Below are 13,572 nucleotides of genomic sequence, written 5' to 3'. Positions count from 1 at the left end.
GCTCCCAATACGAAGAAGGGCTATCCGATTGGATGGCCCTTTTTTATTGCCTCTCGTTTACCCCAACCGTCAGAACGCTTTAATCCCTGTCGGAATCAATTCCGACCCACGCTGTTTACTGTCACGCCTTAAGTTCAAAGATCTGATTTTTTCTGAAGGTCTATGTATAGCGCTGGTTCATAAAGAAAAATCCTGTAATGTCATATACATAAAACTAGCTTGTTGATCCTGGTGGGAGAGTAGTACATGGATAAGCGACTGTATGAGATCGATCTTTACCGTTTTATAGCTTCAGTGATGGTGCTGATATTTCACTATACCTTTGTGGGCTATATGCTCGGGTATGCGCCCGATATTCGTTTTGATGGCATAGGCGAATACAGCCGTTATTTTTATCTGGGTATCAACTTCTTCTTCATTATTAGTGGCTTTGTGATCCTGATGAGCGCCAAAGATGGTGAACCAGGCAAGTTCTTTGTTTCCCGTTTTATCCGGCTTTACCCGGCTTACTGGGTCGGGGTGATACTGACCGGGAGCTGTATCTTGTACTTTAATCAAAGCCAATTTCAGGCATCAAGCGCTGAAATTGCTGCCAATGCCACTATGTTCCAGGCTGCCATGGGGATAAAACCCATCGAATCTGCTTACTGGACATTGTGGATAGAGATGCAGTTTTATCTGGTGATGTTTGCCTTGGCTTGGTTCGGTTGGTTACGTTTTATTCTGCCCCTGATTGGCTTGTCGTTGTTGGTGTGTACGTTTTCGCTTTTTACCAACTGGGGACAAGCATTCGATCTCTGGACTAACGCATTTCCGCATTGGTGGGGATACTTCGCAACAGGTTGCCTGCTCTATCTTATTCGCAGAGATGGCTTGGATTTACTGAAATCATCTATGTTAGTGCTGGCGTTAGTCTTTGTTGTCTGTCAAAACTGGCTATTTACCAACATGATGGAAGGCTGGTATGGCACGACGTTTAATGAGTTTGTTATTATTGGATTAAATCTGTTGTTTTTGGGTTTGATGCTGTTTAGCACCTTGGCCAATCAACATCCGTTGAGAAATGCCCGGTTTGTTGCCTGGGGCGCCTTAACTTATCCCCTGTATCTGATTCATCAAAACATAGGCTATATGTTGTTTAATGCTTATGGCCAGCATATAAACAAGTACCTGATGCTGGTTGTAACGGCATCACTGATGCTGGCTGTTGCTTACGCTATTCACCGCTTAGTGGAACGCCCCTTAGCTCCCTGGCTTAAGAAGCACTTAACGGCCTGGCTGCAGGACAAAAAGGCCAGAGAAAGCCGGGGCAAAGGGGAACTGGAGCCACAATGACTCCCATTCATGCGGGCGATAAGAAGGACACCATAGAGCCGCTGCCGTCAAAATGTGTGAGTAGAGCATATTTTAATAGGCTGAAAATTTCTGATTTTTGTCTGAATTGTGCTGCCCAGAGCCTGGCGGATGTTGACTTTGTCTGAAGGAAACGTATTTTCGTCTGTATTGATTTCGCTAGGAGCCGACGGCTTTGGACAGGCAGCATCTCGGCATGGACGAGCAGGTGTACAGCGGGTGGCAGTTTGCACATTTTCACTTTTTTGCAGAGCAGGATCTGTTATGCAATCAATCGCATAATCAGCAGCATAAGCTGGAGCCTCAGGTCAGTCGCTTATTGCTGCTATTCTGCCAGTCCAACGGCCATCTGCTTAGCCGCGAGGAGCTGGAAAGAGCGCTATGGCCTAATACGGTGGTGGACAATAACAGCCTCTATCAACTGTTAACCAAACTCAGGCGTTTACTGGAAGACTCGCCCCGCCAACCTCAATTTATTAAAACGGTGCCAAAGCGCGGTTATTGTTTCCTGCCTGATGTATCTGCTCTGCCTGCTGAGTCGGTTAATACTGATAGTAAGACGCCAAGCAAAAGGCCTGTATGGGTAAGATGGCTAAGCTGGGGATGTGTCGGAGCCATGTGTTTTGCTGCTGTTGCAAGCCTGGGGAGTAAGTTTGACAGACCCACGCCAGTGCAATACGCATTAACGGACGTAAGTTATGCGCTTGGTTTGGAAGCGGAAGTCAGTGCTCACCCCGAACAAAATTTACTCGCCTTTGTAAAAGACATCAATCAACTGCAGGTCAGTGATAAAAGCGGTAACCTACTCAGCAGTCTGAAAGTGGAGAGCCGCATCAGCCTGCCGCAGTGGCACCCTCAGCGGGCACTGCTGGCTTACTGGCAATATCAGGCCGGAGAGTGCTTACTGAATCTGGCCGATGAAAAGCTGAATCAGATCCACACCAGTCGTGCGTTGCCCTGTACCTATGCCAAGCGCCCGGTATGGAAAAATCTGGATGAAATGGTGGTGATCTTAAAACGCAACCAGCAAGACCTGCCTTACCTCTATCGTATTAGCACTGGCCAACTGATTTTATTGCCGCTGCACCTGCACGCCGACGAGAATATTCGTGCCGCTGTTCGAGTCTGGGATGATGAAATTCTCTATCTGGTTAACAGCCCTGGCAAGGGCAGCTACTTGCTGTCTCTGGCCGGTAAAAAGGTGATGACATGGGATTACCATGTATGGCTGATATCCTATAACCCTAAGCGTCGCACCCTGATTCTTAATCATCCGAGTCAAATGGGCGCTATCATTGAACAAGTGCCTGGACAAAAGGCACAGGTGGTCGCCAATACTGCCCAGGGGGTTTTCACCTCTGTATCGGCGGACCAGCATGGTCAGTTGTTTGTGGCCAGCGAATCCTGGCAGGTTAATATTCGCAACAAGTTGAATATGCCCCTGTTTTCTTCATCCTCGCTGGATTATCTGCCAGCCACTAACCCATTGGGTGAAACGGCCTTTATGTCCAGACGCAGCGGAGTTTGCGAAGTCTATCTGCAAGCCGGAGACAAGCTGACCAGGCTTTCTGCCTATCATGGCAATGCTTATGCACATTTTCTGCAGTGGAGTCCCGATTTCAGTGCTCTGCTGTCCAATCGCGACAAACAAATCGTGCTGTATGGGCGACAGGGAGAAATTGGCGAATTTACCACTGAGCTAAGTGGCCCGTTGTTAAGTCTGGGGTGGTTGGACCATGAGCGGCTTTATGCATATGATGGCCAGACACTGATTTTGTACAACCGCCAGGGAATTATTCTACAGCAGTGGGCCATAGACGCCTTGGCGGTGCATTATGACTGGCAGGACAAGCGTTGGCTGATTTTTGACAAGCAGGTACTGCGCAGCACGTCTTCACTGGATATGCCAGGCACAGCGTTAACTTCCCTCAACCCTCAGCACGTCAATCAACTGATGAATCTTAAGCTGGTCGATGGCAAGGTCTACTGGCAGTCAAAATGGGATAAAGGCATCCAAATCTGGCAATTTTCCCTGGATCAGACTCTGGCGCCGGTACTGATTGAGCAGGGCCACTTTATCTGGCATTTTGATGTGGATGCCAAAGGAGAGCTGATGGTGGCGGCCAGGGAGAGAGTGGAAGGGGATATTAAGGTGTTGCGTCCAACCGAGCTTTAACCCATGACCTAAGCCGGGCCACCAGTTGTTTTTTACCACTAAGCCCGGCTTCCTGACAAACTGAGCCAATATCCCAACCTTGCAGCAGGTATCGCATTGCCAATTGCGTATCCATGCATGCTGGCAGTTTTACTCTGTTCATCAGCAAACAGCGCAGCGCCTGAAGCACAGTATCAAGTGGCTGTGTGCCAACTGAAAAGGCCTGTAATTGTCTCTGATATCTGACGTTAAGAGTGACGTCCTGGCGATTCCCCTTCAATAAACTCAGGGCCAGGCTGGCATCTAGCTGCTTAAAGTAAGTGGCTAACAGATAAGGATACTCGTCATAAAAGTAGCTTGTCAGTGCACACTGCCAGATCTGCGCCTTCGGGCTGAGCGCTTTTAACACCAACAGGCTATGTTCACCGCTGGCGGCATCCTGCTTGTGCCCGAGCCTGACAGGCATAAATTCACTGTGTTGCCAGAAAGCCAATAAATCTGGCGAGGCGCCAAAACTACTGCCCAAGGCATCATAGTCGCGAAGAGTCGCTTCAGTGGTCAATTGCTTCAGCATTTGCCGGCCCAGCCCCAAACGGCGCAGGTTGTCTTTTACCGCAATGCGCACAATTCGAAGATAGCTGAGACTGGCCAGCGCCGGTTCACATAAATAAGCACTGAGATTCTGCGCCAATAAATGACCTTGCACCCGCCGCTGCCCCAGGCTAATGGGGTTAGCGAGGTCCGCCAGACGCTGCGTGCCTTCTGTTTGTACCAGCATCGCAGCAAGCAAGTGTTGCTCTTGCTGCAAGGTAACAACCTGTATATCCGGTGCGTCCAGTATACGCTGCAGGTCATCCGGACTGGTCTGATAATGGGCATTGACCAGCAGGTCAAATACCTTATGCAATAAGCTGGGTTGGCTCGCCAACTGCGGGCCTGAATACCAGTGCAGTTTGGGTGCTGTGAACGTTTGTGAAGCTTCTGTCGCTGGCGCATCACGCATGAGTAAGGCGTCAAACCAGAATGCTTCCAGACAGTCTCCTGGTGACCAGCGCAAAGGAGTGGATAAATGCAGTTGTTGCCAGCCGGGACGCTGAGCCCGCAAATAAGGTTTAAAGCGTATCTCAAAGCCTCTCCCACTGCCTTCGTAGCCGTGAATAGTGGAGGCAAATACCACCCTGCTATAACGTCCTAACAGTTTTTTCAGCAAGGGCGCCGGGATCGCTGCGGCTTCATCCACAAGCAATACGTCGGCAGGCTGCGCTTCGCGTAGCAGCACATCAACAGGTACAAAGCGCAGCTCCCCATGTTCGGTCTGCAGTCGATCTTTGCTTTGGTTTGCTTCTGGCAAAAGCTTTGCGGCTTGTGTAAAAGCCTGGGCAACGGCATCCGGGTGCGGGGCGGTGATGACAATATTCCTGGCACTGTCACGGATCAGTTGAGCTGCGGCAATGCCCAATGCTGATGACTTACCTCGGCCCCGGTCCGCGGTAATAACCAGCGGGCGATGTCGGTGCCCCTTCGCCACTTTAACAATGCCCTGTACCGCCAACGCTTGTTCGGGGCTGGCACAGGGACCCGGCTTGGCTGATGGTTTATCAGCCGGATAGTGGTTGCCGCGAAATGCCTCAGGTGTAAATACTGCCACCTGCCTGGATTGGCTGACCCTATCGAGTAGCCAGCGACAGAACTGGCTGGGGCCAACAGGCCAGCCGAAGGAGTTTTTCTGTCCGGCTTTGGGGTCAATAAAGTGGGCCAGTTCTTGTTGCGCCGGACACAGCAGCAGCATTAAGCCTCCCCGGCGCACGGTGCCTGATAGTGCAACTAACGCACTGGCGCTGACACCTGCAAATAAGTCAAAAACAACGGTATCCCATTCATTGCCCAGTTGGCGTCTGTAGTCACGACAAGACACCTGCCCCGGCTCGTCGCCAATCCACAGAGCCTGACCCGCCCCTGAATGTGATAACAGGCTGGCGGCTTGCTGTCTGGTCCAATCTTTGGGCCCCTGAATAAGCAGAAGCTGGCGATGAAACTGACCTGAGTAACGCTGATTCAGCCAGGATTGAAAAGCATTTTGCACGTCGGCCATATTGTCAGATAACTGGTATACTTAGCGCCTAGTTTATCCTATTGCTGTAGAGGAATTCGAATGCGCTTTTTATCCCGTCGTCTGGTGATGCCTAATGACCTTAACTATGCGAACGCCTTGTTTGGCGGACGCGCCCTGGAATGGATTGATGAGGAAGCTGCCATTTATGCCATCTGCCAATTGGAAAGCAATCATCTGGTCACCAAACACATTGGTGAAATCAGCTTTGAATCTCCGGCATTACAGGGCGATGTGGTGGAATTTGGTCTGGCCACCAAAAAGGTGGGCCGTACCTCTATTACGGTGTCCTGCCTGGTGCGCAATAAGGCTACCAAGAAAACCATCTGTTTTGCTGACGATATTGTATTTGTACGGGTAGATCCGGAAACCCGTTTGCCGGTACCCCATGGTAAAACCATGGAAGAGCTGGAGTCGCAAACCCGCCAAGAGCTCAAGACCCTGAATATGCAGGACTAACTCACCTTACGCCCGGCTCTGGCGTTCGCTTCAATGAGTTTATCCATGTCCAGCGTCTGACTAACATTCAGATTGGTGGGTCGCAGGTGACTGGCCAGGACAATGATTCTATTGGCCGCAGCCCGGTTAATGCTGTCAGCCATCAGCTGTTGCTGATGGCTGTCCAGACCTTCAAAAGGTTCGTCAAGGCACCAGAGCGACGCCTCGCTTAACCAGGCTCTGGCCAGATTCAATCGTTTCAGTTCACCGCCACTTAATTTTCGCCCTGTTTCACCCAGCCACTCATCCAGGGCATTTTCAAGGTGTGACAGGTTGGCCTGCCGTAATACCTCAATCAGCTTAGTGTCAGAGGCCGCTGCCGAGGCGATCTGCAGATTGTCCCTGAGGCTGCCGGCCAGACAAACCGGTTGCTGCTGAGCGAGGTACCAGCCCGTTACCACACCCTGTGTCAGAGTCTGACCGTTAATCAGGCGTTCCCCTTGATAAGAAATAAGGCCAAACAGGGCCTGTAGCAAGCTGGTCTTGCCTGAGCCGGAGCCACCCTGCAGTAACAGTAACTGACCGCTTTGCAGGCTTAAACTCATCGGCGGCAGTGAGCGGTTGCTGACCTGAAATGCCTTAAGTTGTATCTGTTCAAGCGGCATATCCAGTGTTTGTTGCGAGACATTTTGGATGGCAAGATGGGTTAGTTGTGTTTTGCCGTTACGGTAATCGGCCAGCGCTTGCTGCGAGCGCAGCGGGCCCGCCAACCAGTCTCTGGCGGTTAACAGCAGCATAACCGGAATAAGCAGTTTGGCTTGTCCAAGCAGGGCTGCAGGGGCCTGATAAAGCACCATTATCAGCAGTAACAGGCTTACACCATGCAATCGCCATAGTGCATGATCAGCGCGGTTTTGGATGTGCTGCTGTGCCAGCCACATGGCGGATGCATCGGCCAGATGCAATTCGGATTGCATATGCCATAACGAGCAACTGCTGAGTTGGGCGTTGGTTTGTTGTCTGAAGCGCTGCTTATGTTGCAACAGTTGTTCACTGTCACTCAGAGCTTTGAGGCAAACCCAGCCAAAGCTGAGCAGCACCCCCATCAATAAACCCCAACCATACACTGCCACTGCTGGTGTTAACCACATCAGGGCCAGTTGACTAATCAGTAGCGTCAGGACCAGGCCGGCTTGCTGGCTTATCCAGGCCACCCATAAGGCGGCAACCGCTTCGGTATGCTGCACCAGTGCCTCAGTATTGGCGTCTTGTTGTGGTAACCGACTGTTGTGCAGGCGTTTGAATAAGGTCAGTCTGGTGGCTGCTAGTCGCTCTAACAATTGTTTATGCCCCAACCACATTTGTCCGTAGCCCGATGCAATACGAATCATGGCCAGGGCGCGGATGACCACGGCAGGCAACATATAGTTGAACCCCGGGGCGGCAATGGCGCAGGCGGCAATAAACCAACTGGAAAAAATCAGCAAAATCAGACCGGCAGCGATGTGGATTGCGGCCAGCAAGGTTGCCAGCAGATTGTGCTTCATAGACAGGTAATCTCCAGTCCATCTGCCTGCCAATGGCGGTTAAACCATTGTGCAGGTAACGGTTTGTGTGATGCCCATACCACAGTGCGATCAGCCAGATGCTGCCTGAGCAGATGACAGAGTCGCTGGTGCTGTTCGTTGGTCAGGTGAGCTGTGGGTTCATCCAGTAATACCAGATGAGTATCCGATAACAGTATTCGGGCCAGTGCCAGGCGTTGTGCCTGTCCTCCGGAAAGAGCAGGGTGCTCACCCATTATGCTATCCAGGCATTGAGGCAGGCACTTTGCCCAGTCACTTAACTCAACCTGGGCCAGCACTTGCCACAATCTGTCGTCATTGTGTTGATGGCCAAGACACAAATTATCGCGCAGGCTAAGGGGGGTGATAACGGCCTGTTGAGTGAGTAACACCGCCTGACTTTGTATCCTATGACTACAAGGACGTTGGCCAAGCAAACATTCCAACAACAATGTTTTGCCGCTGCCTGACGGACCGGACAGTTGCACCCAATCCCCGGCTTGTAAGGTCAGTCTTCTGGCATGCAACCCCGGCGGGCGGGCTTGCAGTGCTACCCAGTCCAAACCACTGAACTGTCCTGGTGCAGGGGCTGGTAAAGGCATTTCCAGTAGGGGTTGAAGCTCCATCGCCGCAGCCTCGGCTGCAGCCTTTTGATGATAGAGGCGCCCCAGGGCTTTTAATTCGCTAAAGCATAAAGGCGCAACCAGCAGAATAAACAGCCCCTGCTGCAGATTTAACGCAGGACCTATCTGCAGCTCAGACAGTAAATTAAAGCCAACAAATACCGCCACCAATGCCACTGCCAGGGTGGCAAAGAAATCCAGCACGCTGCTGGATAGAAAGGCCAGACTGACCACTTTCATGGTGCGCTGATTTAATTCTTCACTGGCATCTTCAAGCAGGCGCTGCTGGCCGCTATAAGCCTGATGAATCAATAGCAGGTCGGCCGCCTTCAGGCGGTCAGCAAACAAACTGCCCAACCTTGTCAGGGCGGTAAAATGCCTGCGATGCAAACTGGCTGCGCCACTGCCGACTAAATACATAAACAATGGCACCACAGGCAGGGTGAACAACATTAATACCGCTATCAACCAACTCGCCGGCCATAGACAGATGATGGCAAGCAACGGAGCCAGTACGGCCAATTGTTTTTGCACCTGATAGCGGCTCAGAAATTCCGCCGTGGCAGGAATATGTTGTGACCAGAGTTGCTGCCAGTAGAAGGTGGGATGGCGGCGCACCAGCGCCAGTTGTCCGTTTTGTAGTTGCCAGTGCAAGCGGCTTTGTAAATGCTGGCAGAGTTGCAAGTAAGTGCGCTGAGTCAGTTGTTGTTTTGCATAATCAAACCCAAGCCACATGCCCGCCGTCAGCATAACGCCTGATAATGTGGCCGTGTTGACGGGCTGTTTGCTGACAATCAGTGCGTCTGCGGCGACACTGACAAACCAGAAGAGTCCGAGCTGGCAGGCGAATATGGCCAAGCCCAGGGCTGTCAGCAGATGCAGGGCAGCGCGTTTAGTACTGCCCTGTTGACTGAGCCACTTCGACAGAGCCGGTGTGGCAGCGTCTTTAGTCATTTCTGTCCATGTCTTCGGTAGACTCCAGCCACATGGCATTGATAATGCCAAAGGCACAGGCGAGTAAAACGCCCAGTATCCAGGTGAAATACCACATAGTCAGTCCTCCTAGTAAATGGCGTGACTTTGATTAAGTTCAGATTGTTTAATGCGTCCGCGCATCACCCAAAAACCATAAGCGGTATATGCCAGGACGATGGGGACAAAGATACAGGCAACCGCAAACATAATTTTCAGGGTTAGCAGGCTGGATGTGGCGTCCCACATGGTTAAACTGGCATTAGGCATACTGGAGCTTGGCATCAAAAACGGAAACATGGAGAAGCCTGCAGTCAGGATGATGCCAGTCATGCTCAGGGAACTGCTGACAAAAGCCCAGCCAGCCCGCTTTTTCAGTGAAAACCAGGCACAGGCCAGGCCCGCCGCAATACCCAATGCAGGGGCGACCATCATCCATGGATAGACACTGTAATTACTCAGCCACGCGCCACTTTGTTGTTCAACTGTCTTCGTCAGGGGATTGGAGGTGGCATAGGCATCAACGACCGATGTTACGACAAAACCATCAACGCCCAGTGCGACCCAAATACCGGCCAGTATAAACAGCACAACCGCCAGCACTGACAACATCACCGAGACCGCGCGAGCCCGTTGCAGTAACTGATCAGTGGTTTTCAACTGCAGCCAGGTGGCCCCGTGGTTGAGTAGCATGGCAACAGACACCAGACCACAAAGTATGGCAAAGGGGCTGAGTAAGCCAAAGAAGCTACCGGTGTAAGTTGAGCGCAGGTTGTTGTCCAACTCAAAGGGCACGCCCAACAGCAGGTTGCCGAAGGCCACACCGAAGATCAGTGCGGGTACCAAGCCACCGGCAAATAAAGCCCAGTCCCAGGCTTTACGCCAGGTGGCATTGGGCAATTTGCTGCGATAGTCAAAGCCGATGGGGCGCATCCACAAAGCGATTAGTGTTAACGCCAGGGCCAGGTAGAAACCAGAGAAGGCGGTAGCGTAGATCATCGGCCAGGCGGCAAAGATGGCACCACCGGCGGTAATAAACCATACCTGATTGCCATCCCAATGGGGGCCGATGGTATTGATCATCACCCGTCTGTCCTGGTCGGTTTTGCCAACCAGGGTTAACAGGGCGCCCACTCCCAGGTCAAAACCGTCGGTGATGGCGAAACCAATCAGCAGTACGCCGACCAATCCCCACCAGATAACGCGCAATACTTCATAGTCGATCATACTTGTGCTCCTTTTATACCCAGGTGCAGATTGTCCCGCTCGGCTTGCTCAGCCAGGGCAGAAGGACCTTTTTTGGCGAATTTCTGCATCAGATAAAAGCCGATAATAAACATCACCAGATAAAAGCTGGTGTAGGCCACCAGGGTGATGATCACATCACTGACGGATAAGTTGGACACCGATGCATGGACCGGCAAAACCTCAGCAATAGACCAGGGCTGGCGCCCAAACTCGGCAACAAACCATCCTGCTTCACAGGCGATCCAGGGTAAAGGCAAGCTAAACAGCGAGGCCTTAAGTAACCAGCGGGGCTTGGTGATCTGATGCTTGGTGCTGTACCAGAACGCTGCCGCAAATAAGGCCAGCATTAAGAATCCGCACACCACCATTAAACGAAAACTCCAGAATAACGGGGCTACCGGCGGAATACTGTAGTCTACCGCCCGCTGAATGGCGTCTTCACTGGGATTGGCTACATCAGGGGTAAAAGGTTCAAGCAACATGGCATAACCCAGATTGGCCTTGTTTTGTTCAAATAACGCCAGTTCTGCCTCGCTGGCTTGTCCAGTTCTGACACTGTCCAGCACGCCGTAGGCTTTACTGCCAGCGATGATTTTTTGTCTGTGATCTTCCTTAAGCTCGCGGATACCCATCACTTCCTCGTCCAGCGAACGGGTGGCAATCAGTCCCATTACCCAAGGAATTTTTACTGCATACTCGGTTTTTTCCAGCTCATCATTGGGGATACCAAACAGGGTAAATGCGGCAGGAGCGGGCTGGGTTTCATATTCGGCTTCCACAGCCGCCAGTTTGACTTTCTGGACATCTCCCAGTTCATAACCACTTTCATCACCCAGCACAATGACCGACAACACCGAAGCCAGACCGAAGCTGGCAGCGATGGCAAAGGAGCGACGGGCGAAAGCAATCTCCCGGCCTTTTAACAGGTAGTAGCTGGAAATCGCCAGGATGAACATGGCACCTGTCACATAGCCGGCTGACACGGTATGCACGAATTTTACCTGTGCTACCGGATTGAACATCACCTCGGCAAAGCTGGTCATTTCCATGCGCATTGATTCAAAATTGAATTCAGCGCCAACCGGATACTGCATCCAGCCGTTGGCTATCAAAATCCACAAAGCCGAGAAGTTAGAACCTAATGCCACCAGCCATGTGGTGGTAAGGTGCTTAACCTTCGACATTTTGTCCCAGCCAAAGAAAAATAAGCCGACAAAGGTAGACTCCAGAAAGAACGCCATCAGGCCTTCTATAGCCAGGGGGGCACCAAAAATGTCGCCCACATAATGGGAGTAATATGCCCAGTTCATGCCGAACTGAAACTCCATAGTGAGTCCGGTGGCCACGCCAAGGGCAAAGTTAATGCCAAACAGCTTGCCCCAGAATTTGGTCATCTGTTTGTATATCTCCTTGCCCGTCATCACGTATACCGACTCCATAATGGCCAGCAGGAAGCTCAGGCCCAGCGTCAGTGGTACGAAAATAAAGTGGAACATAGCGGTCAGGGCGAACTGCCAGCGTGACAGCTCTATCAGTGTCTCGTTCATAACCAGGCCCTCATAGCAGGACTCCTTGTGAAGGTGTTGAATAACAGGTTCGTGGATTACTCTGTCACTGAACTGCTCAGCAAGTTTTGATCCATATCACCAAGGTGGTATTCCTTTGGGGGGAGAGGCCGCTACTGGGAAGGGCCGACAGGTCACCCGCATGGCAGGCCTGCTGAGTTGGGGGCGTGAAAGACTGACAATTTTGTCAGTCCTCGTCTAAACGTGCTATGCCAAGAGCTTTGAGCACATATTTTTCGTATACCGGTTCGCTGTTGCCGGTTTTCATCTTACGCATAAAGTATTTTTCAAAAGCGATCTTAGCCAGATGCACCCATTTGCCCTTTTTAAACCAGGTGACATTGCGAGGTGGGATCTGTGGCATTGCCACGAAGGCGGCGCCGGTATCTCCCATATCAGCGAGACAGATAGCATGCCAGGTGCCTTTACTGTGTGGAGGCTGATTGTCCACAATGATGGCTTTCAGGTTGTGGGCGATGGCTGTCATCATGGTTTCTATCATGTAGCCGGTTTTGGGGGTGCCGGTGGGGACTGGCGTCGTGTCTACTGGTGGAATGGCAACACAAACACCGCCTGAAAATATGTTTGGGTATGTCGGACTGCGTTGATACTCGTCTGTTATGACAAAACCTTTAGGGTTACACAAACCTTCCACATCAGCCACGGCTTGAACCCCGGCAAACAGCGGGATCAGCATGGCATGCTTGAAGGCCAGGTTGTGAGACAATTCCAACTGTCCTTTACGATCAAGCTCGCTGTTATGCATATTGCTTTCGTCAATCAGGTCGACCCTGGCATTACATATCCACTTAATGTCGCGCTGACGTAGCTCAGACTCCAGCAAGGATTTCGAATCGCCAACGCCGCCTAAACCCAGGTGGCCGATATAAGGCTCGCAGGTAACAAACACCATGGGGACCTTATGCCTGACTTTCGCATCGCGTAAAGCTTTATCCAGAATAAATGCATACTCATAGGCGGGGCCGAAACAACTGGCGCCCTGAAATGCCCCCACCACTACCGGGCCGGGGTTGGCGATCAGTGTCTCAACATCCTGATGGCAGCGAATCGCATGGTCCAGTGTACAAATGGATTGGGTGAAATGCGCCGGTCCCGCCCCCGGAATGTTCTCAAACGCCAGTTTTGGGCCGGTGGCAATGACCAGATAATCGTAGTCAATCTGTTCACCCCCTTTACCCAATAGGCACTGACGCTGTACGTCTATTTTTTCAATCTTGGCACAGACAAAATCGATATGTTTTTTAGCCAGATATGGCGCGATAGGAAACGTAATCGCTTTGGGCTCTCGCCAACCTACCGCCACCCAGGGATTAGAAGGAACAAAACGAAAGTCAGGGTGCTCGTTAACCATCACTACCTTATGATCAGCGCCCAGCATCTGTTTGATTTCATAAGCGGCAGGCATACCACCGGTGCCAGCCCCTAACACGACTATTCTTGCCATATTCAGCCTCATTGCGTTTGCATTGCTTGATGTAAAAAAAATGTTGGCGAGAAAGGTGCCAAAAGTGGTGAAACTTCG

Annotated in this window: 10 protein-coding genes; 3 read left to right on the top strand and 7 right to left on the bottom strand. The window is 51.4% G+C overall.

Annotation, left to right across the window (positions count from 1 at the left end):
* Nucleotides 1–246 precede the first annotated feature (246 nt).
* On the top strand, nt 247–1,335 hold the full coding sequence (locus ABD028_RS16600) for an acyltransferase family protein (protein WP_343846329.1): 1,089 nt from the start codon (nt 247–249) through the stop codon (nt 1,333–1,335).
* 193 nt (nt 1,336–1,528) lie between these two features.
* Nucleotides 1,529–3,529: a winged helix-turn-helix domain-containing protein gene (locus ABD028_RS16595; protein WP_343846327.1), complete on the top strand. Its 2,001-nt coding sequence runs from the start codon at nt 1,529–1,531 to the stop codon at nt 3,527–3,529.
* On the opposite strand, the gene ABD028_RS16590 is transcribed toward ABD028_RS16595, so the two are convergent.
* Nucleotides 3,501–5,600, bottom strand: coding sequence for a tRNA(Met) cytidine acetyltransferase TmcA (locus ABD028_RS16590; RefSeq protein WP_343846325.1), 2,100 nt, complete (start codon nt 5,598–5,600; stop codon nt 3,501–3,503). The two genes, ABD028_RS16595 and ABD028_RS16590, sit on opposite strands and share 29 nt — an antisense overlap.
* A gap of 60 nt (nt 5,601–5,660) precedes the next feature.
* On the opposite strand from ABD028_RS16590, the gene ABD028_RS16585 reads away from it, so the two are divergent.
* Entirely contained in the window at nt 5,661–6,077 is a 417-nt protein-coding gene (locus ABD028_RS16585; protein WP_343846323.1) for an acyl-CoA thioesterase, read from the top strand.
* On the opposite strand, the gene ABD028_RS16580 is transcribed toward ABD028_RS16585, so the two are convergent.
* From ABD028_RS16580 to ABD028_RS16555, 6 genes are all read right to left on the bottom strand, one after another.
* On the bottom strand, nt 6,074–7,603 hold the full coding sequence (locus tag ABD028_RS16580) for an ATP-binding cassette domain-containing protein (protein WP_343846321.1): 1,530 nt from the start codon (nt 7,601–7,603) through the stop codon (nt 6,074–6,076). The genes ABD028_RS16585 and ABD028_RS16580 overlap by 4 nt on opposite strands.
* A complete protein-coding gene (locus ABD028_RS16575) occupies nt 7,600–9,198 on the bottom strand; it encodes an ABC transporter ATP-binding protein/permease (protein WP_343846319.1) in 1,599 nt (532 codons plus the stop codon). The genes ABD028_RS16580 and ABD028_RS16575 overlap by 4 nt, the downstream gene beginning before the upstream one ends.
* Nucleotides 9,191–9,295: a cytochrome bd-I oxidase subunit CydX gene (cydX, locus tag ABD028_RS16570; protein WP_102796560.1), complete on the bottom strand. Its 105-nt coding sequence runs from the start codon at nt 9,293–9,295 to the stop codon at nt 9,191–9,193. The genes ABD028_RS16575 and cydX overlap by 8 nt, the downstream gene beginning before the upstream one ends.
* An 11-nt stretch (nt 9,296–9,306) precedes the next feature.
* Nucleotides 9,307–10,443 (bottom strand): cytochrome d ubiquinol oxidase subunit II, encoded by a 1,137-nt coding sequence (gene cydB, locus ABD028_RS16565; protein WP_343846317.1) that lies wholly within the window; start codon nt 10,441–10,443, stop codon nt 9,307–9,309.
* Nucleotides 10,440–12,011 (bottom strand): cytochrome ubiquinol oxidase subunit I, encoded by a 1,572-nt coding sequence (locus ABD028_RS16560; protein ID WP_343846315.1) that lies wholly within the window; start codon nt 12,009–12,011, stop codon nt 10,440–10,442. Before ABD028_RS16560 ends, cydB begins: the two co-directional genes overlap by 4 nt.
* A gap of 205 nt (nt 12,012–12,216) precedes the next feature.
* On the bottom strand, nt 12,217–13,494 hold the full coding sequence (locus ABD028_RS16555; protein ID WP_343846313.1) for an NAD(P)/FAD-dependent oxidoreductase: 1,278 nt from the start codon (nt 13,492–13,494) through the stop codon (nt 12,217–12,219).
* Nucleotides 13,495–13,572: the final 78 nt, after the last annotated feature.

Origin of the sequence: Bowmanella denitrificans (genome assembly GCF_039522935.1) — a bacterium.
GTDB classification, from domain to species: domain Bacteria; phylum Pseudomonadota; class Gammaproteobacteria; order Enterobacterales; family Alteromonadaceae; genus Bowmanella; species Bowmanella denitrificans.
Note: the sequence above shows the minus strand (reverse complement) of the source record. Positions and strands in the feature narration are given on the sequence as shown.

Excerpts from the sequence above, each read along its gene's own strand:
- cydB (WP_343846317.1), bottom strand. The coding sequence starts at position 10,443 with ATGATCGACTATGAAGTATTGCGCGTTATCTGGTGGGGATTGGTCGGC.
- cydX (WP_102796560.1), bottom strand. The coding sequence starts at position 9,295 with ATGTGGTATTTCACCTGGATACTGGGCGTTTTACTCGCCTGTGCCTTT.
- ABD028_RS16600 (WP_343846329.1), top strand. The coding sequence starts at position 247 with ATGGATAAGCGACTGTATGAGATCGATCTTTACCGTTTTATAGCTTCA.
- ABD028_RS16590 (WP_343846325.1), bottom strand. The coding sequence starts at position 5,600 with ATGGCCGACGTGCAAAATGCTTTTCAATCCTGGCTGAATCAGCGTTAC.
- ABD028_RS16555 (WP_343846313.1), bottom strand. The coding sequence starts at position 13,494 with ATGGCAAGAATAGTCGTGTTAGGGGCTGGCACCGGTGGTATGCCTGCC.
- ABD028_RS16575 (WP_343846319.1), bottom strand. The coding sequence starts at position 9,198 with ATGACTAAAGACGCTGCCACACCGGCTCTGTCGAAGTGGCTCAGTCAA.
- ABD028_RS16580 (WP_343846321.1), bottom strand. The coding sequence starts at position 7,603 with ATGAAGCACAATCTGCTGGCAACCTTGCTGGCCGCAATCCACATCGCT.
- ABD028_RS16560 (WP_343846315.1), bottom strand. The coding sequence starts at position 12,011 with ATGAACGAGACACTGATAGAGCTGTCACGCTGGCAGTTCGCCCTGACC.
- ABD028_RS16585 (WP_343846323.1), top strand. The coding sequence starts at position 5,661 with ATGCGCTTTTTATCCCGTCGTCTGGTGATGCCTAATGACCTTAACTAT.